Below are 22,690 nucleotides of genomic sequence, written 5' to 3' on the forward strand. Positions count from 1 at the left end.
GTTCAATTCCTTGCCTCGGCCTGCACGGGCGCCTGCTCGCGGCGCTGGGCGCGGTCCCGCGTCCTGACACGCTTCATGATCTGGCCGACGAATCCGGTGGGGAACATGAAGATCACCAGGATCAGCGTGAGTCCCAGCAGGAACTGCCAGAGGCCCGGGAAATAAGCGGCGGACACCAGCTTGACGGACTCGAACCCCACCGCGCCCAAGAAGGCGCCGGCGGCATGGCCCGCGCCGCCCAGGATGGTGATGAAGACGAACTCGCCCGAGCGCAGCCAGGACCCGATTTCCGGCGTGACCAGCCCCTGCATCAGGGCCAGGATGGCGCCCGAGAAACCGACCACCACGGCCGACAGCAGATAGCCCTTCCACATGATGAAGTAGGCGGAGAAGCCCAGGTACTCGATGCGGGTTTCGTTGGTCTTGATGGCGGACAGGGCCTGGCCGCTGCCCGACCGGAAGTAGCGTTGCACCCACCACGCCAGCACCAGCGACAGGACCAGGGTCAGCACCAGCAGCGCGCGTTCAAAGGATTCCCGCTCCATGGCGATGCCCGCCATGGCCGGCCGCACGATGCGCATGCCGTCGGAACCGCCCGTCAGGGTGTAGAGCTTGCCCAGCAGGGCGAACAGCACCATGCTCAGCGCCAGGTTCAGCATGCCGAAGAAGATGCCACGGTAGCGCACCACGAACAGGCCGATCACGACAGCGGCGGCGAAGCTGGCGGCGACGCCCGCCGCGATCAGCGCCAGCGCGTCGGCGCCCGGCATGGCGCGGGCCAGGAAGGCCACGGTGTACGCCGAAATGCAGGAATACATGGCGTGGCCGAACGAGATCTGGCCGGCGCGCGCCATCACCGATACGCCCAGCGCGGCGATCGCGTAGGTCAGGCCGATGACGATGGGGGTGATGGTCCAGGAATAGGTGTAGCCAAGGTACAGCGTGACCAGCGCGGCCAGGAGGCTCAGGACAGCGACTTTCATCAGATGGTCCTCGCTTTGGCCACGGTGAACAGCCCGTGGGGCCGGATGATCAGCACCAGCACCATGATGATGTAGGGCACCGCCACCTCCAGTTCCGGCGTGGCGTACACGGCGATGGCGCGAATGATGCCGATCAGCAGCGCCGCGATGAGCGCGCCGGTGATCTGGCCCAACCCGGCGGTGGCGACCACCGCGAAGGACAGCACCGTCATGTCGGTGCCGGCGCCCGGCACCAGCGACGTGGTGGGCGCGGCCAGCGCCCCGCCCAGCGCGCCCAGGATGGTGGCGATCACGAACGTGATGTAGCCGATCTTCTTGGCGTTAATGCCCAGCGAGGTCGCGACCTCGCGGTTGTGCGTGGTCGCCACGGTCTGCTTGCCCAGCTTGGTGTGGCGCAGGAAGTATTCCAGGCACACGTAGGCCAGCAATGCGGTGATCGGCACCACCACAAGCTGGTAGGTGGTGTAGGTGATGTCGCCGATCTCGATGTTGCCCAGCCGGTTCACGACTTCGCTGGCGCTATAGGGTTGCGCGCCCCACAGCAGGCGCTGGATGTCTTCGAGCATAAGGAAGGCGCCGAAGGTGAGCAGCAGCTTCAGGATGGGGTCGTAGTTCTGAGCGCGGCGTATCAGCACGAATTCCATGATGCTGCCCAGCGCCAGGCCGACGGCGATGGCGGCGACGAACAGGGCGGCGAACAGCAGCACCGGAGAATCGGTTTTGGGGGCCACGAACATGACGAGGCTGGCGGCGGCGTACCCGCCAAAGGCGTAGAAGGCGCCGTGGGCGACATTCAATATGCCCATCACGCCGAACACCAGGGTTAATCCCATCGATACCAGGAACAGCAGACTGGCGTATGCCACGCCGTCCACCAAGGCGAGAGGCAGTAGATCCAAGGTCAAGCGTCTTCTCCCAATACGCTGAGCACGGCCGCGGCGGCATCGCTTGCGCGGCGCGGCGTGCGGGCTTGCGCCCTGGGCGCGCCCGACGCGCCCTTGTCTCTTTGTGAACCTTGCCGTCCCCCTGCGCGGTGCATGCCGCAAGAGCCGGAAGGCGCTTATTCGGATCGGTTCTTCGGCCCCGGTCAAGGCGCCGGGCAGACCGTCCATGTAGTTGTGCGAAGTATAGGTAGGCGTATATCAAGCACCTATTTATCTTTGTGAAAGCCGGGTTTAACAGGCAATGGAGTGGCCGCCGGCTACGGGTTTTCCTGATGCATCGCCGCCAGCGGCGCGCGTGTCTGATAGTCGGGGATAATCCGGATCTGCGCCTCATCCGGCAACTGCACATAACGGCCTAGCCCATCCGGCGCAAGCGCGCCGACGTCGATGCGGGCCAGCCTGGCGCCGTCGGCGTCGCGCACTTCGATGCGCAGTTGCGGCGGGTTCAAGCCATAGGTTTCGCCGGCTTGCGGCGCCAGCACGCGGTCGCTGCGGGCCTGCGAAAGCAGGGCAAGAAAATCGGCCGTGTCGAACCCGGCCGCCCTGCCCCGCGGCGATGCGTCCCAGCCTTGCGGGCCGCGCGTCAGGCTGACGGCATCGGCCGGCGTGGCCAGCGTCACCTGCGCGGCCCGGGACGCGTCCCACGCGTACAGCCGCGCGGGCTTGCCGCTGTCGTCATGCAGATGGGTGTGGCCGCCGTGATGCGCGGGCGACTCGGCGGCTTCATGCCATTGCCACGCCGACAGCGCGACGCCGGCCGCCAGCAACAGCAGCCATATGAAAAGCCGACCGCCGCGCGCCACGTTCACCGCCGCCTCCACCACAGCAGCAGCCCCGTCATCAGCGCCAGCAGGGGCAAGGCCACCGTGCTGGTCCAGAACACGGCGCGCATCTGGCGGTTGGTGAGCTCGACGCGGCGGTTCTCGTAGTGGCGCGGCCGGATGGCCAGCAAGGAGTCTTCGCCCGCCAGCAACGACACGGCATTGGTGAACAGGGCGCCGTTGCCCAGCGTCGCGAAATGCCGGTTGATGGCGAAGTCGCTGTCGCCCGCCACCAGCAGCGCGGGGCGCGCCGAGCCGTCCTCGCCGGCGGCCTGCGCATTGCGCGTGGCCAGCGCCATCAGCGTGTAGCGGGACGGGGCCTGGCCGGGCAGGTGCGCCTCGCCCGAGGTCTGCGCCAGCGGCGTCACGACCACGCCGGGCGGCAAGCCGTCGCCCGCCGGTTCCAGTCCGGCCGCGCCGGGAAAGAAGCTCAGCGGCAGGCCGCGCGTCATCTTGTGGCGCGTGTAGTCGCTGACGGCGGGGCTGCCGGGATCGTTGCGGTAGTGGCTGCCCGGATCGGCCAGCGCGCCGGGCGGCCGTGCAATGCCGAAGTCGCGCAGCAACGCGTCCAGGCCGTGCGGGGTGTCGGGCTCCAGCAGCAGCAGGGTCTTGCCGCCCGCGTGGGTCCAGCGGCGCAGCGCCTGGGCGTCGTCCTCGCCGAAAGGCGTGCGGGGCCCGGCCACGACTGCCACCGCGCAGCGTGGCAGCGCCTGCGCCAGGCTGCCCGCGTTGACGGCGACCGTGGCGAAGCCCAACGTCTGCAACGCATTGCGCGCCATCGCCAGGCCGTGCTGCTCGTGCACCTCTACCCGCGCCACCAGATTTTCGTCGTCGCCGTGCTCTTCCAGGTCGTCCAGCGACGTCAGGCTGTCGAGCGGGGCTTCGCGATGGCCCTGCGTGAAGCAGATGGTCTGCGCGCCGTTCTGGCTGATGCGGATCAGCGCATTGGTGAAGTCGGTTTCGGTGCCGCCGTTGATCGTGGTCTTGCGCGCACCCGAAGCCAGCACCGCGCTGCCCGCGAACTGGATGCCGGCGGCCCGCGCCTCGGCCGGGCGCAGCGCCGGATCCACGCCGCGCACGCGGATCAGCGGATTGGCATGTTCATACTGGCGCAGCAGTTCCAGGGCGTCGACCATGCTCTTGTTGCGCAGGTCATAGAACCAGGTCACCTCAACAGGCTGCCGCACCTGGCGCGCGACCTCGATGCTTTCCGGCGTCAGGCTGTACAGCCGCTGCGCCGTCAGGTCGATCCGGCCCAGATGGCGGGCGGCCCACAGGTTCACCGCCAGCAGCAGCGCGGCCACGGCCAGCACGGGCAGCCAGAGCGACAAGCGCCGCCCGGCGCGGCGCAGGGCTGGCCGGCTCATCGCAGCCTCCAGCGCTTCAGGTTGACGGCGGCCACCATCAGCGCCAGCACCGCCACGCTGGCCAGCGTGACGGTAGCGGGCCCGGGCAGCACGCCCCGGATGAAGTCGACGTGCTGCGCCGACAGCGACAGGGCCTGGAAAAACGGCGACAGCGCGGGAAACGCATCCAGCGCCGCCGGATAGTCGATGAACCACAGCAGCACCAGGATGCCCCAGGTGGCGCTGGCCGCCACGATCTGGTTGGCGCAGGCGCTCGACACCGCGATGCCGATGGCAAGAAACAGCGCGCCATACAGAAACACGCCGATGTAGCCGCCCACGATGGGGCCGTAGTCCGGTTCGCCGTACCAGGCCAGCGGCAGCACCGCAGACATGGTGCCGGCCAGCATCAGCGCCAGCACGGTCAGGCCCGCCGCGTACTTGGCCGCCACCAGCGTGAAGTCCGACAAGGGCAAGGTCAGCAGCAGCTCCAGCGTGCCTTGCCGCGCTTCCTCGGCGAACGCCCGCATGCTGACCAGCGGCATCACCAGCATCAGCAGGATGGTCATGTTGTGGAACGCCGTGACCATCTGCCCGGTGCTGACAAAGAACAGGTTGAAACTGAAGAGGTAACCCGACAGGGCCCAGAACACCGCCACGACCACCAGCGCCACGGGGGAGCCGAAGTCGGTGCGTAGTTCCTTCCGGTACAGCGCAGCCAGGCCCTTCATGCCCGCCTCCGTGCGGGAGGATCGTTCGGCGCCAGCGCCGCCAGCAGGCGGGTCTCGACCGCGTCCCGCATCGACAGCACGGCGCGCAATTCGGCATGCGCCAGCGCCACGCGCATCACCGCGTCGCACGCGGCGCCGCTTGCGCCGGGCGATTCCCAGGCGATGCGCCATTTGCTGTGGCCCGAATCCAGGATCTCGACGTCCACGCCGCCCACGCCCGGGCAGGCGGCCAGCGCCGCTTGCAGCGCGGCATGACCCGCGCCGGGCAAGGCCAGGTGCAACTGCAGCGCCGCCTGGGATGCCCCCAGCGCGGCGTCTTCCACCAGCCGGCCCTGGCGCAGGATGGCGATGCGCGTGCACAAGGCCTCCACCTCTTGCATCAGATGGCTGCTGAACACCACCGCGCGCCCCTCGGCGCACCGCCGGATCATCGCGCGCGCCTCCACGATCTGCACCGGGTCCAGGCCGTTGGTGGCTTCGTCCAGCAGCAGCACCGGCGGATCGTTCAGCACGGCCTGTGCCAGCCCCACCCGTTGCCGCTGCCCCTTGGACAGGCGCCCGATCACGGACCTCGCCACGCCTTGCAGGTCGAAGCCGTCGATGGCCCGCTCGATGGCCTGGCGCCGCGCGCGGGCGCCCCCTTCGACCTTGACGCCGGCGCCGAACTCCAGGTATTGGGTCACGGTCAGCGCGTCATAGAGCGGCGCGCGTTCGGGCAGATAGCCGATATCCGCGTTGCCGCGCCCCGCGGCCGGCTGGCGGCCGCGGATCTCGATGCGTCCGCTATCGGGCGTATAAAAGCCCGCCATCAGGCGCAACGTGGTGGTCTTGCCGCTGCCGTTCGGGCCCAGCAGACCCACGATCTCCCCCGGCCGCACGGACAGGCTGAGGGTATCGAGGACCTGGCGCGGCCCAAACGACTTGCAGACCTTGTGCAAGACAACGGCAGGCTGCATGGCGCGCCTTCAGTCGAAGACTTTGGTCTTGGCGTTCTGCGCGTGCTGCGCCGCGTCGTGGCTGTACCAGAGCTGGCCCTGGCGCGCGTCGCGGATCTGCTTCAGGCGGTCGATGGCCAGCATGGATGCCGCCGTGTTCCAGGTGATGCCCGGGATCACGCCCGCCTCGTTTTCGCCGGTGTAGATCGCATCCGCGGCCAGCAGCACCGTGCCGGTCTTGGGCAGCTTCACCTGCAGCGATTGATGGCCCTGCGTATGGCCCTTGGTGTCCAGAAGGACGATGGTGCCGTCGCCGAACAGGTCGAAGTCGCCCTCCACCTGGATGAAATCGTAGTCGCGCGTGGTGTCGAAGTCCTTCATCACGTAGGCGGCGCGCTGGAATTTCTCGGGCCACCAGGCGGCGCGCAGTTCGGCCTTCTGCACCACGTGCTTGGCCTTGGGGAACATCTTGATGTTGCCGGCGTGGTCCAGGTGGAAGTGGGAATACACCACGTACTTCACGTCGCTGACGTCAAAGCCGGCGGCCTTGAGCTGGCGGTCGATGACCTCGTCGCGGCCCTGGATGGAATTGAACGCGCCGCACAGGCCCTGGCCCCAGTAATTGGCGCAGTTGCCGTCGGCGGTCGCCTGGTTCATGCCGGTATCGAACAGCACCAGGCCGCGCGGGTGCTGTATCACGTAGGCGGGGACCGGAATCTTGATCTTGGTGCCCACGTCCACCATTGCGGTCATGAAGCCCTTGTCCAGTTCGATCTTGCCTACCGACAGCTGCATCAGTTTGACGTCCGGCGGCGCATCGGCGGCCTGCGCCCATCCACCCGCCATGACCGCCAACGCGGCGGCCAGCGATTTCCAGATCTTGCTCATTGTTGTCTCCTCGGACCAACATGGAAAACCGCGGCCAGGCGGCAGCGGCCAATCGGCAAGCGCCCGGTGTATCCCGGGTTTACATCTAGACAGGTGTTTTCCGTGCGAGGGAGCCTTGCGGCGGGCCATGCCAGAACGCGCAACCCGAAACGGCATCTGACGGCCGTTTTCTCTGTTGCGCACTCTGACTCAGGCGGGGTGGACTGCCAATTAAGGATTTATTAAGCAGGGCTTCACGCCGTCCGAAGCGGTAGGAACCCTAATGGACGGCGCGCCCGCGGCCGGTTCACGGCGCGTGGCGCGCCTGCAGCTCCGCGAACGATACGAGTTCTCCCGCCAGCGCGCTGGCCATGACGGTGGGCGGGCTGGCCAGCCAGACGCTGCCCGGTCCCGAGCGGCCGGGAAAGTTCCGGTTGATCGCGCTGATCGTCACCTGCGAGGCATCGGTGGACGAGCCCGGGCCGCAATTGGCGCAGGCGCCGCAGGATGGCTGCAGGATACGCGCGCCCACGGCGGCGAAGGTCTGGTCGTAACCCTGCGCCACGCAGTAGTCGCGCACCGCCGTGGTGCCGTACTGCAGATACAGCGTCACGCCTGCCGGCAGCGTCAGGCCGCGCGCCACCGCCCAGGCTAGGACCTGGTGGTAGTGGTCGAAGTCTTCGCGCTTGCCGGCGGTGCAGGATCCGCCGTAGGCGATGTCGATGCGGGGCCGTACCCGGATCGACGACAAGGCCGCGCCGTTGCCCGGGTCGCCGGGCGCCGCCACCATCGGCGACAGCGCCGCGCAGTCCACGCGCACGGTGGCCGAATACGATGCGCCGGGGTCGCTGCGCATCCATGGTTCGATGCCGGCATCCACGCCGCGGCGCTCGCGCAGAAAGCGCGCCGTCTCGGCGTCCGGCGCGACGATGCCCGTCAGCCCGCCCAGTTCGGCGGTCATGTTGGTGAGCGTGGCGCGCTCGTCGATGGACAGGCCGGCGACGGCCTCGCCCGTGAACTCGAACACCTTGCCCACCCCGGCGCCCGCGCGGATCTCGGGCAGCGCCAGCAGATGCAGCACGATGTCCTTGGCCGTGACGCCCGGCGGCGGAGCGCCGGCCAGATCGATGCGCAGCGACGCCGGCATCGTCAGCCGGACGGCGCCCGTGACGAAGGCGTTCGCCATGTCGGTGGTCCCCACGCCGAAGGCCACGCAGCCCAGCGCGCCGCTGTGCGGGGTGTGCGAGTCCGTGCCCACCACCACCTGTCCCGGCAGCGCGTAGTGTTCGGCCATCATGGCGTGCGAAATACCCGCCACGTTGCCGCCGGCGTCGCGCGCCGCCTCGGCCTCGGTCAGCGTGCGGTGCTGGCGCAGGCCGTAGGCGCCGGCGAAATCGCGCTGCGCCTGGCACATCGCGCGCACATTGGGCACGATGCCCGCCCGCACGTGGTTGGGGCTTTCCTCGACATAGGACGTATGGTCTTCAAAGACCACGATGCGGCCGGCATCCACCATGCGCAGGGGCCGTCCGAAGCGCGCATGCAGCATATGGGCGGCCATGCCGGTGTAGTACTCATGGATGAAGCGCCAGTCGGCGCGGATGAAGACGCCCGTGCCCAGCGCGGGCTCGGTGGCCGTCACCGGCGTGCGCAACAGGTGCCGCAGGATGATCTTTTCGAACAGCGTGCGCGGCGGCGTGTCCGGGGCCGCATCCTGTCCGCCGTCCACCGGCGCGACGTCGCGCAGTTGCGATTGCCCGAAGGCCAGCAGCCCGCCCGCCTTGACGATGGCGGCGGCCAGCGCGTCGCGCCCGGCGACGATCTCGTCGACCGTGATGCGTTCGCCCCGTTGCAGGCGCGCTACCAGCCCCATGTCGGTGCTGGTGTAGAGCCCGATGTTGTCGGCGTTCTGGCGATAGATGCGCTCGAAGCTTTCCGCGATCACCAGCCGCACGCCGGCCGACTTCTCGGCCATCGGACTGTGTTCGCGCGACGAGCCCTTGCCGTAGCGTTTGCCCGCCACGACCACGTCGATGCCCGCCTGCCTGACCGCGTCGCTGCCGATCGGCAGCGTGTCCCCCGCGCGAAAGCCGGTGTACGGGTAGCGGCCCAGCTTCTCGTCGAAGTGGGTCAGGATCGGCACGGGCGTGATCTCGTCGGTGGAGATATCGTCGCGCAGCGCCGTGGCCTGGCTCAAGTCCGGCGCGGCGCCGGCCAGTTGCGCGGCCACACAGGCCGGATCCCGCGCCAGGAACAGCAGGCGGGCCGGGCCGTCGATGACGAATGCGGCGGTCATGGCGATTCCGCTATTCAATGCTGACGCCCGCGGCCTTGACGAGCGCCTGGCTCTTGGTGATCTCATCGGCCAGCGTCTGGGCCGCCTGCTCGGCGCTGCTGCCCTGCGCCACGAAACCCTGCGGCGAAAGCGCCTTCAGAACCGTCGGCTCCTGCATCGTTTTGCGGGCCGCGGCCTGCAGCTTCTGGACGATGTCGGCGGGCAGGTTCGCCGGCCCGATCAGCGAGATCCAGGCGTCGTAGGAATAGCCCTTCACGCCCGCCTCGTCCAGCGTGGGCACGCCGGGCAGGACGGCGAGGCGCTCGGGCGTGCTGACCGCCAGCGCGCGCAGCTTGCCCGCCTGGACCTGCGCCAGTACCGACGGGATCGCCAGGAAGGCGACCTGGATCTGCCCGGACATGACGTCGGTGATCAGGGCGTTGCCGCCCTTGTACGGGATATGCATCATGTCCACGCCCGCCTTGGATTTCAGCAGTTCACCGGCCAGATGCAGGACGCTGCCCGTGCCGGACGAGCCGTAGTTGATCTTGCCGGGCTGCGTGCGCGCCGCCTTCAGCAGGTCCGCCATGGTCTTGTACGGCGCATTCTCCGCCACCACGACCACCAGCGGCGTCGTGCCGATGACGGAGATGGGCGTGATGTCCTTGACCGCGTCGTAGGGCATGCTCTTGTACAGGCTGGGATTGATGGCGTGGTTGGACGACACGATGCCCAGGGTGTAGCCGTCCGGCTTGGCCGACACGAGCTGGCGCGTGCCTGGAATGCCCGCGGCCCCGGCCAGGTTCTCTACGATCATGGGCTGGGCCAGCGTCTTGCCCAGGTTCTCGGCGACCACGCGCGCCACCATGTCGGCGGTCGAGCCGGGCGACGTGGGCACGATCAGCCGGATGGGGCGGTCGGGATAGTCCGCGGCGGACGCCGGGACCGCGCAAAGGGCGCCGAGCGCGAGCGCACAGCTTGCAAGCAATCTGGTGGGGGTCATGATGTCTCCGTATAGGACGCAGCGGGGTCTGGATGCCCCGTACCGGCGATGAACGCGTCTTGACTATACGAACGCCGGCGCGATTGCCGAAGTGCCTTCTCGGCAGGCCCGCCATCGCGAATGGCGACGGCGTGTCACGACGGCGTGTTGCGGCGGCGTGTCGCGACGGCGCGTCGCGGTGGCGTGTCGCGCTGGCGTGTCGCGACAGCGCTTCGCGGTGGCCTCAGCCCTGCTGCGCCAGGAACTTCACCAGGGAGGCCGCCGTCGCGGAGAGTTGCGCCTGCCGGGGATACACGATGCAGAGCTGGCGCCGGGCCCAGGGGTCCGACAGCGGACGCACCACCACATCCAGCGCCTGCAGGTATAGCTCTGCCACCTGCTGCGGCATTACCGCGATGCCCAGGCCGGCATGCGCCATGCGGCACAGCGCGTCCAGGCTGGCCACGCGGATCTTGACCGACAGCGTCTTGCCCATGGACGCGGCCTGCGTGGCCAGAAGCTGGGTCAGCGCGCTGTTTTCGCGCAGGCCCACGAAGGTTTCGTCGGCAATGTCCTGCAGGCTGAACTGGCGGGCCGACGCCTTGGGGTGGCTGGACGGCAGCATCACCGCCAGCCGGTCGCGCCGGTAGGGCAATTGCTCGAGTCCTTCGGCGCCCGCGATCTGGTTGCAGATGCCGAAGTCGGCAGCGCGCTCGCGCACCAGGCGCAGGACGTCGGGGCTGTGCTGTTCTTCCAGGTCGATATCCACGTCGGGAAACAGGCGCTGGAACGCCGCCACGTCTTCGGGCAGGAACTGCACGATGGCCGACAGGTTGGCCACCACCCGCACATGCCCTTTCACGCCCTCGTAGAAGCGGGACAGGTCGGCGCCCATGGCCTCGACGTCGCCGATGATCTGCCGCGCGTGGCGCAGCACGGTCTGCCCGGCGGGCGTAGGTGTCACGCCGCGGGTATGGCGGGCGATCAGCGGCAGGCCGATCAGTGACTCCAGGTCCGCGATGCGGCGGCTGACGGCGGAAGGCGCGATGAACTCGCGCTCGGCCGCCCGCGCGATGCTGTTTTCCTGGCACACCGCCACGAACAGGCGCAGCGAGGTCAGATCGAGTTTGCGTAGGATGTTTTCCATGGCGGGCAGGCAGGGGCGGCGGGGCGTGTCCCGCATTGTCGGGGGATCGTACACCACGCCCCACCCCGGCGATCAGGCGGCCAATCAGGCAGCCTGATCGCCGCCAATCACGCCGCCAATCCGGCCGCCAATCGCGCCTGGCCGCCGTTGCGGTAACGGTCCCACAACACATCCTGCCGGACCCGCGCCTCCTCCACGCGCTTCTCCTTCACATGGCCAAAGCCGCGGATCGTATCCGGCACGTTGGCCAGTTCGAGCGCCGCGTCGCGGTTGGCGGCGTCCAGGGTGCGCGCGAACGTTTCCGCCAAGGCCAGGTAGTCGGCGGCGAGCTGCCGCTCCATGCGGCGCTCGGCCGTCTTGCCGAAGACGTCCAGCCAGGTCCCACGCACGCGCTTCATCGGCGCCAGCGCGCGGAACGCCAGCGCCACCCAGGCGCCAAAGGCGCGCTTTTGCAGGCGGCCCTGCGCATCGCGGCGGGCGAACGCGGGCGGCGCCAGGTAATAGCGCACGCGGTAGTCGCGGCCCGGCTCGCCCTCGAACTGCGCGCGCAGCCTGTCCTTGAAGGCGGGATCGGCATACAGGCGAGCGACCTCGTATTCATCCTTGTAGATCATGAGCTTGGCCAGGTTGCGCGCCACGGCCCGCGTCACCGCGTGCTGCTTGTCTCCCAAGGCGGATTCGCGCGCGCGCACGGCCTCCACCGCCGCCAGGTAGCGGCCGGCATAGGCGTCGTCCTGGTAGGCGCGCACATGCGCCGCCAGCCGCTTGATCAGGGCGTCCAGGGACTCGGGCAGCGCCACCACGCGCTCGGGCGCCTTCGGGCGCAGCGCGTCCGCCCCATGATGCGCCGCCTGGCGGCCCAGTTCGAACGCGGCCAGGTTCTTGTCCACCGCCACGCCGTTGATCTCGATCGCGCGGCGCAGGCTTTCCAGCGATAGCGGCAGGCCGCCCTGCTGCCAGGCGTAGCCCAGCAGCAGCGGATTGGCGTAAAGGCTGTCGCCCAGCAGGGCTTCGGCCAGCGGCCCGGCCTCGATGAAGTCGCAGTTGCCGCCGGTGCTTTGCGCCAGCGCCGCCTGCGCCTGCGCTCCCGGGAAGCGCCAGGCGGGCTGCGACAGGAAGGCGGCCGTGGGCGCGGCGCTGCTGTTGACCACCGCCCGGCCGTGATCCGGCCGCAGACGCGACAGCACCTCCGTGGATGCGGACACCAGCGCGTCGCACCCGATGACGAGATCCGCCTCGCCCAGCGCCACGCGGGTGGCGTGCAGGTCTTCGGGCCGATTGGCAAGCTGCACATGGCTGAGCACGGCGCCGCCCTTCTGCGCCAGGCCCGCCATGTCCAGCACGGTGACGCCCTTGCCTTCGATGTGCGCGGCCGCGCCCAGCAGCGCGCCTATCGTCACCACGCCGGTGCCGCCCACCCCGGCGATCACCACGCGGTACGCGGCGCCGGCGGCGATGCCCGCGGCGCTGGGCTGGGGCGCGTCAAGCAGCGCCGGCACGCCGCCGGCAAGCGCGGGCTTGCGCAGCACCGCGCCTTCCGCCGTCACGAAGCTGGGGCAAAAACCTTCCACGCAGGAAAAGTCCTTGTTGCACGACGACTGGTTGATGCGCCGTTTCGTGCCCAGTGGCGTGTCCAGCGGCTCCACCGACAGGCAGTTGGATTTCACCGAGCAATCGCCGCAGCCTTCGCACACTGCGTCGTTGATGAAGGCGCGGCGTGGCGGGTCGGGGTATTCGCCGCGCTTGCGGCGGCGGCGCTTCTCGGTGGCGCAGGTCTGGTCGTAGATGAGCACCGTGGCGCCCTCGGTGTCGCGCAAGGCGCGCTGCACCTCGTCCAGCGCCTTGCGATGATGCACCTCGATCCCGGCCGGCAGCGCGGCGGCGCCTGTGTATTTGTCGGGCTCGTCGGTCACGACCACCGTCTTGCCCACGCCTTCCGCCTGCATCTGCGCCGCGATCTGCGGCACGGTCAGCACGCCGTCCACCGGCTGCCCGCCGGTCATCGCGACCGCGTCGTTGTAGAGGATCTTGTAGGTGATGTTGGCGCGCGCCGCGACCGCCGCGCGGATGGCCAGCAGGCCGGAATGGAAGTAGGTGCCGTCGCCCAGGTTGGCGAAGATGTGGCGTTCCGACGTGAAGTCCTTCTGCCCCAGCCAGGCGACGCCTTCGCCGCCCATCTGGCTGAAGGTATCGGTATTGCGGTCCATCCACATCGCCATGTAGTGGCAGCCGATGCCCGCCACCGCGCGCGAGCCCTCCGGCACGCGGGTGGACGTGTTGTGCGGGCAGCCCGAGCAGAACCAGGGCTTGCGCTCTTCGACCAGCGTGGGGCGGCTGGACTCGCGCTCCTTCGCGTCGATCACGGCCAGCCGGGCCGCGATGCGGGCGCGCAGCGCGTCCGGCAGGTCCGCCTTTTCCAGGCGCGCGGCGATCGCGCGCGCGATCAGCGCCGGCGACAGTTCGTGACGCGCCGGCAGCAGCCAGCCGCCGCGCGGCGTCGACCATTCGCCGCCGCCGTTCTCGCGTTCGTCGAACTTGCCGTACACGCGCGGACGCACGTCGTCGCGCCAGTTGTAGAGTTCTTCCTTCAGCGCGTATTCCAGGATCTGGCGCTTCTCTTCGACGACCAGGATTTCCTTCAGCCCCGTGGCGAATTCGCGCGCGTCCTGGGCGTCCAGCGGCCAGATGCAGCCCACCTTCAGCACGCGGATGCCGGCCTGCGCACAGGCTGCCTCGTCCAGCCCCAGGTCATTGAGCGCCTGGCGCACGTCCAGATAGGCCTTGCCCGCGGTCATGATGCCGAAATGCGCGCGCGGGGAATCCAGCACCACCCGGTTCAGCTTGTTGGCGCGCACATAGGCCAGCGCGGCGTACCACTTGTGGTCCAGCAGCCGCGCCTCTTGCGCCAGCGGCGAATCGGGCCAGCGGATGTTCAGGCCGCCGTCCGGCAGGCCGTCTTGCGGCAGCACGATCCGCACGCGTGCCGGATCCACATCGACCGACGCGCTGGACTCCACCACATCGGTCACGCACTTCATCGCCACCCACAGGCCCGTGTGCCGGCTCATGGCCCAGCCATGCAGGCCGTAGTCCAGATACTCCTGCACGTTGGACGGATACAGCACCGGGATGCCGCTGGCGATCAGCACGTGTTCGGACTGGTGCGCCACGGACGAGGACTTGGCGGCGTGGTCGTCGCCCGCCAGCATCAGCACGCCGCCGTGCGCGGACGTGCCCGCCGAGTTGGCGTGCTTGAGCACATCCACCGAGCGGTCCACGCCCGGCCCCTTGCCGTACCACATGCCGAACACGCCGTCGCGCTCGGCGCCCGGAAACAGGTTCAGTTGCTGCGTGCCCCAGACGGCGGTGGCGGCCAGGTCCTCGTTCACGCCGGGTTGGAACACCACGTCGTTCGCCTTCAGATGGTGCTTGGCTTTCCACAGCGCCTGGTCCAGACCGCCCAGCGGCGACCCCCGGTAGCCCGAGACATAGCCCGCCGTGTTCAGGCCGGCCTGCTGGTCGCGCAGCTTTTGCATCATGGGCAGGCGCACCAGCGCCTGCGTGCCGCTGAGGTAGATGCGGCCCGAGGACCGGGTGTATTTATCGTCCAGCGTCAGGCCATGGGTATCGGCCACGCCGGGGGGTAGAGGGGCGTTCACGGGGCTTGTCTCCTGCGATCTTCGAGGGGGCTTCGAGGCGGGTTTTTTGGTGTTTTCCGCAGTGTAGGAAGCCCCTCGGCTATCGTATATTCATATATTCAGGTAGCTGGTATGCGATAAACACATGGCTAATGACGTCACGCTCCGACAACTGCGCTACTTTGCCGCCGCCGCCCGCACCGGCCGGTTCTCGATGGCGGCGGCCGACGAGCACGTCTCGCAGTCGGCCGTCACCAACGCGGTGCTGGCGCTGGAAGCGCAGCTTGGCGTGCGCCTGTTCGACCGCCATCCGCACGGCGTCACACTGACGCCCGAGGGCCACAACTTTCACCAGCGTGCCCGCGACGTGCTGGATTCCCTGGACGACGCGCTGCGCGAACCCGGCTTTCAGCGCTATGCGCTGCGCGGCTCGGTGCGGGTCGCGGCGTCCTATACGGTGCTGGGTTACTTCCTGCCCGACCTGCTGGCGCGCTTTCGGCGGCGCTACCCGGACGTGGTGCTGGACCTGGTGGACCTGGACCGCCCGGAGATCGAAAAGGCCGTCGCCAGCGGCGACGTCGAGCTGGGCGTGGCGCTGCTGTCCAACGTGGACAAGCGCGAGCGCTTCGGCCACCAGGTGCTGGTCAGGTCACGGCGCCAGCTCTGGACCGCGTCGGGCCACCCGCTGTTGCAGGGCGCGGCGCCATCGCTCGCCGACATCGCCCGATACCCGTACATCCTGCTGGAAATGGACGAGGGCGAACGCTCCACGCTGAACTATTGGCGCGCCCACGGGCTGCAGCCGGACATCGCGTTCCGCACCCGTTCGATGGAGGCGCTGCGCGGGCTGGTGGCGCACGGGTTCGGCATCACCATGCTGTCCGACATGGTCTACCGTCCCTGGTCGCTGGAGGGCCGCAAGATCGAAGCCTTGCCCATTACCGATGCCGTGCCGCCGATGGAAGCGGGCCTGCTGTGGCATCCGCGCGCGCCCATGGCCAAGCCCGCCGACGCCTTCCGACAATTCATGACGTATGCGTGCGGGGTCTGACGCCTGCCGCCCGCGCGGCCGAGAATCCGGACGCTACACCAGCAGCGCACCCTTGCGCCGGGTGAACTGGGCCAGGGACTGAAGCGCCAGCGCATGCATGGCCGCCACCGACGGCAGCAAGGTCTCTTCCTTGCGCGTCAGGACGCCCACGATCCGCTCCACCACGGGCTCGGCCAGCGGCACGAAGGCCAGGCCGCTGCCGGTGGCGGGCCGCGCCAGCACCGGCAGCACGGTCACGCCCAGTCCGCCGACCACGCTGGCCAGCAGCGACGCGCGGTTGGACACCACCATGGCCGGGTCGTCGATGGCGCCGCCGAGCTGGCGGTTCTTCAGCGTGTCGAAGGTGGCGTTGCCGATCATCCGTTCGGCCGCCAGCGCCGTCCACGGCACCGGCCCGCGCCGCCGCGCCAGCGGATGGCTCTTCCTGCAGACCAGCCCGAAGGCGTCGCGCGCGACCGGCGTGAAGGCCACTTCGGCCGTGCGCGGCACCTGGCCCGCCACGCCCACCTGCACTTCGCCCGTCAAGACCAGCCGGTGCACGTCCGGGGACGGCTCATCGATGGCGCGGATGCGGATGTCGGGGTGGCTGCGCGCGTAGCGTTCCAGCAAGCGGGGCAGCCATTCGTCAGCCAGTGACGGCATGACCGCCAGCGACACCGGCCCCTGGTTGCCCATGCCGAACTGCCGTGCCGCGTCCAGCACCCGGTCATGGGTGGCCAGCAGTTCCCTGAACAGCGGCGCTACCGCCGCCCCCAGCGGCGTCAACTGGGCGCGCTTGCCGGGCTCGAACAAGGGCGCGCCCACCTGCTGCTCCAGATCCTGCATGGCCGCCGACACCGCCGCCTGCGACCGGAACGTGCCTTGCGCGGCAAGGCGGAAGCTGCCGTGGTCCGCCGCCAGCAGGAACTGGCGCAGGTGCTGGATCTTCAAGGGCGTGGGCATGGTGGCGGGCGTGAATGAATTCGGATTTTCCGAAATTAACTTACGTTAATTTGGATTGTCAAAATTCCCCTGCGAACTCAACAATGGGCCCATCTTTCAGCCATTGGTATTGGAGCAGCGGAATGTCTCTGCAAGTGCGCAAGGTAGTCAGTTATGTCGAGAAAACCCTCATCGAAGGCGGCCGCGGGGCCGAGCGCCCGCTGGTGATGATCGTGGCGGCCGCCGTCGTCCGCAATCCGTGGGCAGGCCTGCCGTTCCAGGAGGACCTGCGCCCCGGCATCCTGGAGGCCGCGCCCCCGCTGGGCGAACTGCTGGTCGCCGAAATCCTGCGTCAGGCCGGGTCGGCGGACAACATCGAAGCCTATGGCAAGGCCGCCGTGGTGGGCACCGCCGGCGAGGTCGAACACGCGTCCGCGCTGATCCATACGCTGCGCTTTGGCAACGCCTACCGCAACGCGGTGGGCGGAACCAGCTACCTGAGCTTCACCAACATGCGCGGCGGACCAGGCTGCGTGATCTCCGTCCCGTTGATGCACAAGCTCGACGAAGGTCTGCGCTCGCACTACCTGACGGTGCAGACCACCATCAATGACGCGCCCGCGCCGGACGAGATCGTGATAGCGCTGGGCGCCGCCACCTCCGGCCGCCCGCATCACCGCATCGGCAACCGCTATTCCGATCTGCAGGAACTGGCACAAGAGGCCCAGGAAAAATGAGCGCGCCACGGCGGCGCTCCGGCCGCGGCGAGCCCCTGGTCCTCTTGCACGGCGTCGGCCTGGACCACACCTTGTGGGACGATCTGGCGCCCCTGCTGGAACCGGACTTCGATGTGCTGCGCTACGACCTGCTGGGACACGGCGCGGCGCCCGCGCTCCGGGGCACGGCGGACATCCAGGACTTCATCGCGCAACTGGACGAAGAGCTGGACGGCGCCGGCTGGCGCGGCGCGAACCTGCTGGGCTATTCCATGGGCGGCCTGGTCGCGGGCGCCTATGCCGCGGCCCGGCCCGAACGCGTGAAGCGCCTGGTCCTCTTGAACACGGTGTTCCGGCGCACGGACGAAGAGGCCGCGGCGGTGCGCGCCCGGCTGGCCTCGGCCGCCACGCAGGACACACAGGCCGCCGCGAAGGTGTCGCTGGCCCGCTGGTTCACGCCGGACTTCCAGGCCCGCCGCACGGAGCGCGTCGCCCGGATCGAGCAGCGCCTGTTGGACAACGACCGCGCCAGCTTCCTGGCCGCCTACACACTGTTTGCCAATGGCGACCCGATCCTGGCGCGGGCCGCGCCGGATATCGCCTGCCCGGTCCTGGTCATGACCGGTGAGCACGATGTCGGCTCCAACCCGCGCATGACGCGCGAACTCGCACGGGCCTTGCCCAACGCCTGCGCCCGGGTCGTGCCGGCGCAGCGACATATGCTGCCGGTAGAGGAACCCGCCACCGTGGCCGCGGCGCTTCGGTCCTTTTTCCAGGCGCGCAAATCCGAATCGTCCGCCGCATAGAGACGATCCGCCACAAGCCCACCCAAGGTGGAGATGGAGACAAAGAACATGAACCGCAGAACCTTGATCAAGAGCATCGCGGCGCTGGCCCTGGCCCCGCTGGGCACGGCGGTGCGCGACGCCGCCGCGCGCGAAACGCCCTTGCGCGTCATCGTGCCGTTTCCGCCGGGCGGCGGCACCGACGTGCTGGGCCGCGTGATCGCGGCGTCGCTGGAAGGCGCGCTGGACCGCCCGGTCATCGTGGAAAACAAGCCGGGCGCCAGCGGCATGCTGGGCGCGGACTACACCGCCAACGGCGCCAAGGACGGCAGCATGCTGCTGTTCGCCGGCCTGGTGCCCTCGGTGCGCTACTACGCGCGCCCGCCGGAAGAGGTGCTCAAGCAGTTGACCCCGGTATGCCCGATCGCCCGTTCGCCGTACATGGTGGCCGTCAACAGCGACCTGCCCGCCAAGACATTGGGCGAGCTCGTCGCCCAGGCCAGGCGCGAGCCCAAGGGGCTGACGTTCGGCACGCCCGGCAACGCCACGCCCCAGCACCTGGCGACCGAACTGCTGCAGGCCGCCTGCGGCATCGAAATGCTGCATGTGCCCTATCGCGGCACCGGTCCCATGATGACCGACCTGCTGGGCGGCCAGATCCAGGTGGTGGTCGCCACCGTGGCCGCCGTCGAACCCTATCTGAAGAGCGGTCGCCTGCGCGTGCTGGCCGTGACCAGCCCGCAGCGCCTGCCCAAGTATCCGGACCTGCCCACCGTGGCGGAAAGCGGCTTTTCCGGCTTCTCGGCGCAGATCCAGTTTGGCACCTACTGCGCGGCCGGCACGCCCGAGGCCACGATTGCCGCGTTGAACCAGGGCATCAACCGCGCGCTCAAGACCGAGGCCGTGCACGCCAAGCTGGCCGAACAGGGCTTCGAGCCCACCGGGGGCACGCCGGCGCAGTTGCAGGAAGCGCTGCTGGCGGAAATCCGCGACGTGGCGGGACTGGTGCAGGCGGGCAAGGTGCGCGTGGACCTGTAGGGAAGCAGCGCGGGACGCGGTCGTCCCCGCGCTTGCGCCGCCACCCCGAGCGGGGTAAATTGTTGACAATCTGGCGCCCAGAGGCGCCTTATTCCGATTATTTCCATCAAAACCGGATAGATTGTTGACACCATGAGCAAAGTGCTGACCCTGCCGGGTACCCCACCGGGCGACGGCGAGACGCTTTCGGACCATATTTTCCGGAAGATCCAGTCCGCCATCGTCAAAGGCGAGATCGCCCCGGGCAGCAAGATCTCCGAGCCGGAACTGGCGCGCATCCATGGCGTCAGCCGGGGCCCGCTGCGCGAGGCCCTGCATCGGCTGGAAGGCCAGAAGCTGCTGGTCCGCGTGCCGCATGCCGGCGCGCGCGTCGTGTCGCTGTCGCGGCAGGAACTGTCCGAACTCTACGAGATCCGCGAATCGCTGGAAGGCATGGCCTGCCGGCTGGCCGCCGAACGCATGCCCCCGGCGGAAATCACCGAACTGCGCGGCGTGCTGGAAGCGCACGAGCGCGACGAGGCCTTCCAGGCGGGCCTGGGCTACTACCAGCAGGAAGGCGACTACGATTTCCACTACCGCATCGTCAAGGGCAGCGGCAACCAGATGCTGTTCCGCATGCTGTGCGACGAGCTCTACCAACTGGCGCGCATGTACCGCATCCAGTATTCGACGACGCCCAACCGCCCCCGGCAGGCTTATGCCGAACACCACCGCATTCTTGACGCCATCGCCGACGGCGACGGCGAGTTGGCCGAAATCCTGATGCGCCGCCACATCCGCGCATCCCGCATCAACATCGAACAACAGATCGCGCAGGGCAGCCTGCAGCGCACGGAGGCATGATGAACCAGTCGTACCGCAAGACCCTGCCGGGCACCCGCCTGGACTACTTCGACGCCCGCGCGGCCGTGGAGGCCATCGCCCCCGGCGCCTATGACGGCCTGCCCTACACCTCGCGCGTCCTGGCCGAAAACCTGGTCCGCCGTTGCGACCCGGCGATGCTGACCGACGCGCTCAAGCAGCTCATCGAACGCCGCCGCGACCTGGACTTTCCGTGGTTCCCCGCGCGCGTGGTGTGCCATGACATCCTGGGCCAGACCGCGCTGGTGGACCTGGCCGGCCTGCGCGACGCCATCGCCGAGAAAGGCGGCGATCCCGCCAAGGTCAACCCCGTGGTGCCGGTGCAGTTGATCGTCGACCACTCGCTGGCCGTGGAATTCGACGGCAACGATCCCGACGCCTTCGCCAAGAACCGCGCCGTCGAAGACCGCCGCAACGAAGACCGCTTCCATTTCATCGACTGGACCAAGCAGGCCTTCGAGAACATCGAGGTCGTGCCCCCGGGCAACGGCATCATGCACCAGATCAACCTGGAGCGGATGTCGCCCGTGATCTACACGCAGGACGGCGTGGCCTTCCCGGACACGCTGGTGGGCACCGACAGCCACACCCCGCACGTGGACGCGCTGGGCGTCATCGCCATCGGCGTGGGCGGCCTGGAAGCCGAAAACGTCATGCTGGGCCGCGCGTCGTGGATGCGCCTGCCCGACATCGTCGGCGTGGAACTGAGCGGCCGCGCCCAGCCCGGCATCACCGCCACCGACATCGTACTGACCCTGACCGAATTCCTGCGCAAGGAAAAGGTCGTCGGCGCGTACCTGGAGTTCTACGGCGAGGGCGCCTCCAGCCTGACGCTGGGCGACCGCGCCACCATCTCGAACATGGCGCCCGAATACGGCGCCACGGCCGCGATGTTCTCGATCGACCAGCAAACCATCGACTACCTCCGCCTGACCGGCCGCGAGGACGAACAGATCGCGCTGGTGGAAACCTATGCCAAGATCGCGGGCCTGTGGTCCGACAGCCTGGCCACCGCTGAATACGAGCGCGTGCTGCGCTTTGACCTGTCGACCGTGGTGCGCACGCTGGCCGGCCCGTCCAACCCGCATCGCCGGCTGCCGGTGTCCGACCTGGCCGAACGCGGTATATCTGGCGTCGTCGAAAACGAACCCGGCCGGATGCCGGATGGCGCCGTCATCATCGCCGCCATCACCAGCTGCACCAACACCAGCAACCCGCGCAACGTCATCGCGGCGGGCCTCTTGGCGCGCAACGCCAACCGCGCGGGCCTGGCCCGCAAGCCCTGGGTGAAGAGCTCGCTGGCGCCGGGATCGAAGGCCGTGCAGCTCTACCTGGACGAAGCCGGCCTGACCGAAGACCTGGAAAAGCTGGGCTTCGGCGTGGTGGCGTTTGCCTGTACCACGTGCAACGGCATGTCCGGCGCGCTGGACCCCGTGATCCAGCAGGAAATCATCGACCGCGATCTTTACGCCACCGCCGTGCTTTCCGGCAACCGCAACTTCGACGGCCGCATCCACCCCTACGCCAAGCAGGCCTTCCTGGCCTCGCCGCCGCTGGTCGTGGCCTACGCCATCGCCGGCACCATCCGCTTCGACATCGAACGCGATGTGCTGGGCGTCGCCGCCGACGGCCGCGAGATCCGCCTGAAGGACATCTGGCCCAGCGACGAAGAGATCGACGCCATGGTCAAGTCGGCGGTCAAGCCCGAGCAGTTCCGCAAGGTCTATGCCCCGATGTTCGGCATCAAGGACGACCGCAACAGCGCCGTCAGCCCGCTGTACGACTGGCGCCCGCAAAGCACCTATATCCGCCGCCCGCCGTACTGGGAAGGCGCGCTGGCCGGCGAACGCACGCTGCGCGGCATGCTGCCGCTGGCCGTGCTGGGCGACAACATCACCACCGACCATCTGTCGCCATCCAACGCCATCCTGCTGGACAGCGCCGCCGGCGAATACCTGGACAAGATGGGCCTGCCCGAAGAGGACTTCAACTCCTACGCCACGCACCGCGGCGATCACCTGACCGCGCAGCGCGCCACCTTCGCCAATCCCAAGCTGTTCAACGAAATGGTGAAGAGCGCCGACGGCACGGTCACGCAGGGCTCGCTGGCGCGTGTGGAGCCCGAAGGCCAGGTCATGCGTATGTGGGAAGCCATCGAAACCTACATGGAACGCAAGCAGCCCCTGATCATCGTTGCCGGCGCCGACTACGGCCAGGGATCGTCGCGCGACTGGGCCGCCAAGGGCGTGCGCCTGGCCGGCGTGGAAGCCATCGCCGCCGAAGGCTTCGAGCGCATCCACCGCACCAACCTGATCGGCATGGGCGTGCTGCCGCTGGAATTCAAGCCGGGCGTGAACCGCAAGATGCTGGGCCTGGACGGCACCGAAAGCTACGACGTCATCGGCGAACGCAAGCCGCGCGCCGACCTGACGCTGGTGATCCACCGCCGCGACGGCCAGACCGTTGAAGTCCCCGTGACCTGCCGCCTGGACACCGCCGAAGAAGTCTCGATCTACGAGGCCGGCGGCGTGCTGCAGCGCTTTGCCCAGGATTTCCTGGAAGCCGAATCCGTATCGGGCGCCGGCAAGCTGGCCGGCTGATCCGCCTTACATGTCATGACAGGCGGGCGCCGCGCGCCCGCCCCCCACC

General features: G+C 68.7%; 18 protein-coding genes. 6 read left to right on the plus strand and 12 right to left on the minus strand.

Going from position 1 to position 22,690, the window contains the following annotated elements; all coding sequences use genetic code 11:
• Nucleotides 1-2 precede the first annotated feature (2 nt).
• The 11 genes from ASE30_RS16450 to ASE30_RS16500 all read right to left on the minus strand — a co-directional run bounded on the left by ASE30_RS16450 (nt 3) and on the right by ASE30_RS16500 (nt 14,690).
• Nucleotides 3-983, minus strand: coding sequence for a branched-chain amino acid ABC transporter permease (locus tag ASE30_RS16450; protein ID WP_057285357.1), 981 nt, complete (start codon nt 981-983; stop codon nt 3-5).
• Nucleotides 983-1,888, minus strand: coding sequence for a branched-chain amino acid ABC transporter permease (locus tag ASE30_RS16455; protein WP_057285358.1), 906 nt, complete (start codon nt 1,886-1,888; stop codon nt 983-985). The genes ASE30_RS16450 and ASE30_RS16455 overlap by 1 nt, the downstream gene beginning before the upstream one ends.
• Nucleotides 1,889-2,184: 296 nt before the next feature.
• Nucleotides 2,185-2,736 carry a DUF4340 domain-containing protein gene (locus ASE30_RS16460; RefSeq protein WP_156407690.1) on the minus strand — a complete coding sequence of 184 codons (552 nt, stop codon included), beginning with the start codon at nt 2,734-2,736 and terminating at the stop codon, nt 2,185-2,187.
• Nucleotides 2,733-4,115, minus strand: a complete 1,383-nt coding sequence (locus ASE30_RS16465) for a GldG family protein (RefSeq protein WP_057285360.1) — start codon at nt 4,113-4,115, stop codon at nt 2,733-2,735. The genes ASE30_RS16460 and ASE30_RS16465 overlap by 4 nt, the downstream gene beginning before the upstream one ends.
• A complete protein-coding gene (locus tag ASE30_RS16470) occupies nt 4,112-4,825 on the minus strand; it encodes an ABC transporter permease (RefSeq protein WP_057285361.1) in 714 nt (237 codons plus the stop codon). Before ASE30_RS16470 ends, ASE30_RS16465 begins: the two co-directional genes overlap by 4 nt.
• Nucleotides 4,822-5,781: an ABC transporter ATP-binding protein gene (locus ASE30_RS16475; protein WP_057285362.1), complete on the minus strand. Its 960-nt coding sequence runs from the start codon at nt 5,779-5,781 to the stop codon at nt 4,822-4,824. Before ASE30_RS16475 ends, ASE30_RS16470 begins: the two co-directional genes overlap by 4 nt.
• A gap of 9 nt (nt 5,782-5,790) precedes the next feature.
• Nucleotides 5,791-6,648, minus strand: coding sequence for an N-acyl homoserine lactonase family protein (locus ASE30_RS16480; RefSeq protein ID WP_057285363.1), 858 nt, complete (start codon nt 6,646-6,648; stop codon nt 5,791-5,793).
• Nucleotides 6,649-6,934: 286 nt separating this feature from the next.
• Nucleotides 6,935-8,923, minus strand: a complete 1,989-nt coding sequence (locus tag ASE30_RS16485; protein WP_057285364.1) for an aconitase family protein — start codon at nt 8,921-8,923, stop codon at nt 6,935-6,937.
• Between the two features lie 10 nt (nt 8,924-8,933).
• Complete coding sequence (locus tag ASE30_RS16490) at nt 8,934-9,905, minus strand: tripartite tricarboxylate transporter substrate binding protein (protein WP_082601608.1); 972 nt, start codon at nt 9,903-9,905, stop codon at nt 8,934-8,936.
• A gap of 223 nt (nt 9,906-10,128) precedes the next feature.
• Nucleotides 10,129-11,031, minus strand: a complete 903-nt coding sequence (locus tag ASE30_RS16495; protein ID WP_057285907.1) for a LysR family transcriptional regulator — start codon at nt 11,029-11,031, stop codon at nt 10,129-10,131.
• Nucleotides 11,032-11,138: 107 nt separating this feature from the next.
• Nucleotides 11,139-14,690, minus strand: a complete 3,552-nt coding sequence (locus ASE30_RS16500; RefSeq protein WP_057285365.1) for an indolepyruvate ferredoxin oxidoreductase family protein — start codon at nt 14,688-14,690, stop codon at nt 11,139-11,141.
• A gap of 124 nt (nt 14,691-14,814) precedes the next feature.
• Here ASE30_RS16500 and ASE30_RS16505 point away from each other — a divergent pair, with 124 nt between their 5' ends.
• A complete protein-coding gene (locus ASE30_RS16505; protein ID WP_057285366.1) occupies nt 14,815-15,720 on the plus strand; it encodes a LysR family transcriptional regulator in 906 nt (301 codons plus the stop codon).
• A 33-nt stretch (nt 15,721-15,753) separates the two neighbouring features.
• Here ASE30_RS16505 and ASE30_RS16510 read toward each other — a convergent pair whose 3' ends face one another.
• On the minus strand, nt 15,754-16,662 hold the full coding sequence (locus ASE30_RS16510; protein ID WP_057285367.1) for a LysR family transcriptional regulator: 909 nt from the start codon (nt 16,660-16,662) through the stop codon (nt 15,754-15,756).
• 122 nt (nt 16,663-16,784) lie between these two features.
• On the opposite strand from ASE30_RS16510, the gene ASE30_RS16515 reads away from it, so the two are divergent.
• The 5 genes from ASE30_RS16515 to acnD all read left to right on the plus strand — a co-directional run bounded on the left by ASE30_RS16515 (nt 16,785) and on the right by acnD (nt 22,641).
• Nucleotides 16,785-17,378, plus strand: coding sequence for an amino acid synthesis family protein (locus tag ASE30_RS16515; protein WP_057285368.1), 594 nt, complete (start codon nt 16,785-16,787; stop codon nt 17,376-17,378).
• Nucleotides 17,375-18,163: an alpha/beta fold hydrolase gene (locus ASE30_RS16520; RefSeq protein WP_057285369.1), complete on the plus strand. Its 789-nt coding sequence runs from the start codon at nt 17,375-17,377 to the stop codon at nt 18,161-18,163. Before ASE30_RS16515 ends, ASE30_RS16520 begins: the two co-directional genes overlap by 4 nt.
• A gap of 48 nt (nt 18,164-18,211) precedes the next feature.
• Nucleotides 18,212-19,180, plus strand: coding sequence for a tripartite tricarboxylate transporter substrate binding protein (locus ASE30_RS16525; RefSeq protein ID WP_057285370.1), 969 nt, complete (start codon nt 18,212-18,214; stop codon nt 19,178-19,180).
• 132 nt (nt 19,181-19,312) lie between these two features.
• On the plus strand, nt 19,313-20,023 hold the full coding sequence (locus ASE30_RS16530; RefSeq protein WP_057285371.1) for a GntR family transcriptional regulator: 711 nt from the start codon (nt 19,313-19,315) through the stop codon (nt 20,021-20,023).
• On the plus strand, nt 20,023-22,641 hold the full coding sequence (gene acnD, locus ASE30_RS16535; protein WP_057285372.1) for a Fe/S-dependent 2-methylisocitrate dehydratase AcnD: 2,619 nt from the start codon (nt 20,023-20,025) through the stop codon (nt 22,639-22,641). The genes ASE30_RS16530 and acnD overlap by 1 nt, the downstream gene beginning before the upstream one ends.
• Nucleotides 22,642-22,690: the final 49 nt, after the last annotated feature.

The organism is Achromobacter sp. Root83 (assembly GCF_001428845.1).
GTDB lineage: Bacteria > Pseudomonadota > Gammaproteobacteria > Burkholderiales > Burkholderiaceae_B > Achromobacter.

What these genes read in the sequence shown, in the direction of transcription:
- ASE30_RS16510 (WP_057285367.1), bottom strand. Translation starts at nt 16,662, where the DNA reads ATGCCCACGCCCTTGAAGATCCAGCACCTGCGCCAGTTCCTGCTGGCG.
- ASE30_RS16450 (WP_057285357.1), bottom strand. Translation starts at nt 983, where the DNA reads ATGAAAGTCGCTGTCCTGAGCCTCCTGGCCGCGCTGGTCACGCTGTAC.
- acnD (WP_057285372.1), top strand. Translation starts at nt 20,023, where the DNA reads ATGAACCAGTCGTACCGCAAGACCCTGCCGGGCACCCGCCTGGACTAC.
- ASE30_RS16530 (WP_057285371.1), top strand. Translation starts at nt 19,313, where the DNA reads ATGAGCAAAGTGCTGACCCTGCCGGGTACCCCACCGGGCGACGGCGAG.
- ASE30_RS16495 (WP_057285907.1), bottom strand. Translation starts at nt 11,031, where the DNA reads ATGGAAAACATCCTACGCAAACTCGATCTGACCTCGCTGCGCCTGTTC.
- ASE30_RS16525 (WP_057285370.1), top strand. Translation starts at nt 18,212, where the DNA reads ATGAACCGCAGAACCTTGATCAAGAGCATCGCGGCGCTGGCCCTGGCC.
- ASE30_RS16475 (WP_057285362.1), bottom strand. Translation starts at nt 5,781, where the DNA reads ATGCAGCCTGCCGTTGTCTTGCACAAGGTCTGCAAGTCGTTTGGGCCG.
- ASE30_RS16520 (WP_057285369.1), top strand. Translation starts at nt 17,375, where the DNA reads ATGAGCGCGCCACGGCGGCGCTCCGGCCGCGGCGAGCCCCTGGTCCTC.
- ASE30_RS16490 (WP_082601608.1), bottom strand. Translation starts at nt 9,905, where the DNA reads ATGACCCCCACCAGATTGCTTGCAAGCTGTGCGCTCGCGCTCGGCGCC.
- ASE30_RS16485 (WP_057285364.1), bottom strand. Translation starts at nt 8,923, where the DNA reads ATGACCGCCGCATTCGTCATCGACGGCCCGGCCCGCCTGCTGTTCCTG.
- ASE30_RS16480 (WP_057285363.1), bottom strand. Translation starts at nt 6,648, where the DNA reads ATGAGCAAGATCTGGAAATCGCTGGCCGCCGCGTTGGCGGTCATGGCG.
- ASE30_RS16470 (WP_057285361.1), bottom strand. Translation starts at nt 4,825, where the DNA reads ATGAAGGGCCTGGCTGCGCTGTACCGGAAGGAACTACGCACCGACTTC.
- ASE30_RS16515 (WP_057285368.1), top strand. Translation starts at nt 16,785, where the DNA reads ATGTCTCTGCAAGTGCGCAAGGTAGTCAGTTATGTCGAGAAAACCCTC.
- ASE30_RS16505 (WP_057285366.1), top strand. Translation starts at nt 14,815, where the DNA reads ATGGCTAATGACGTCACGCTCCGACAACTGCGCTACTTTGCCGCCGCC.
- ASE30_RS16465 (WP_057285360.1), bottom strand. Translation starts at nt 4,115, where the DNA reads ATGAGCCGGCCAGCCCTGCGCCGCGCCGGGCGGCGCTTGTCGCTCTGG.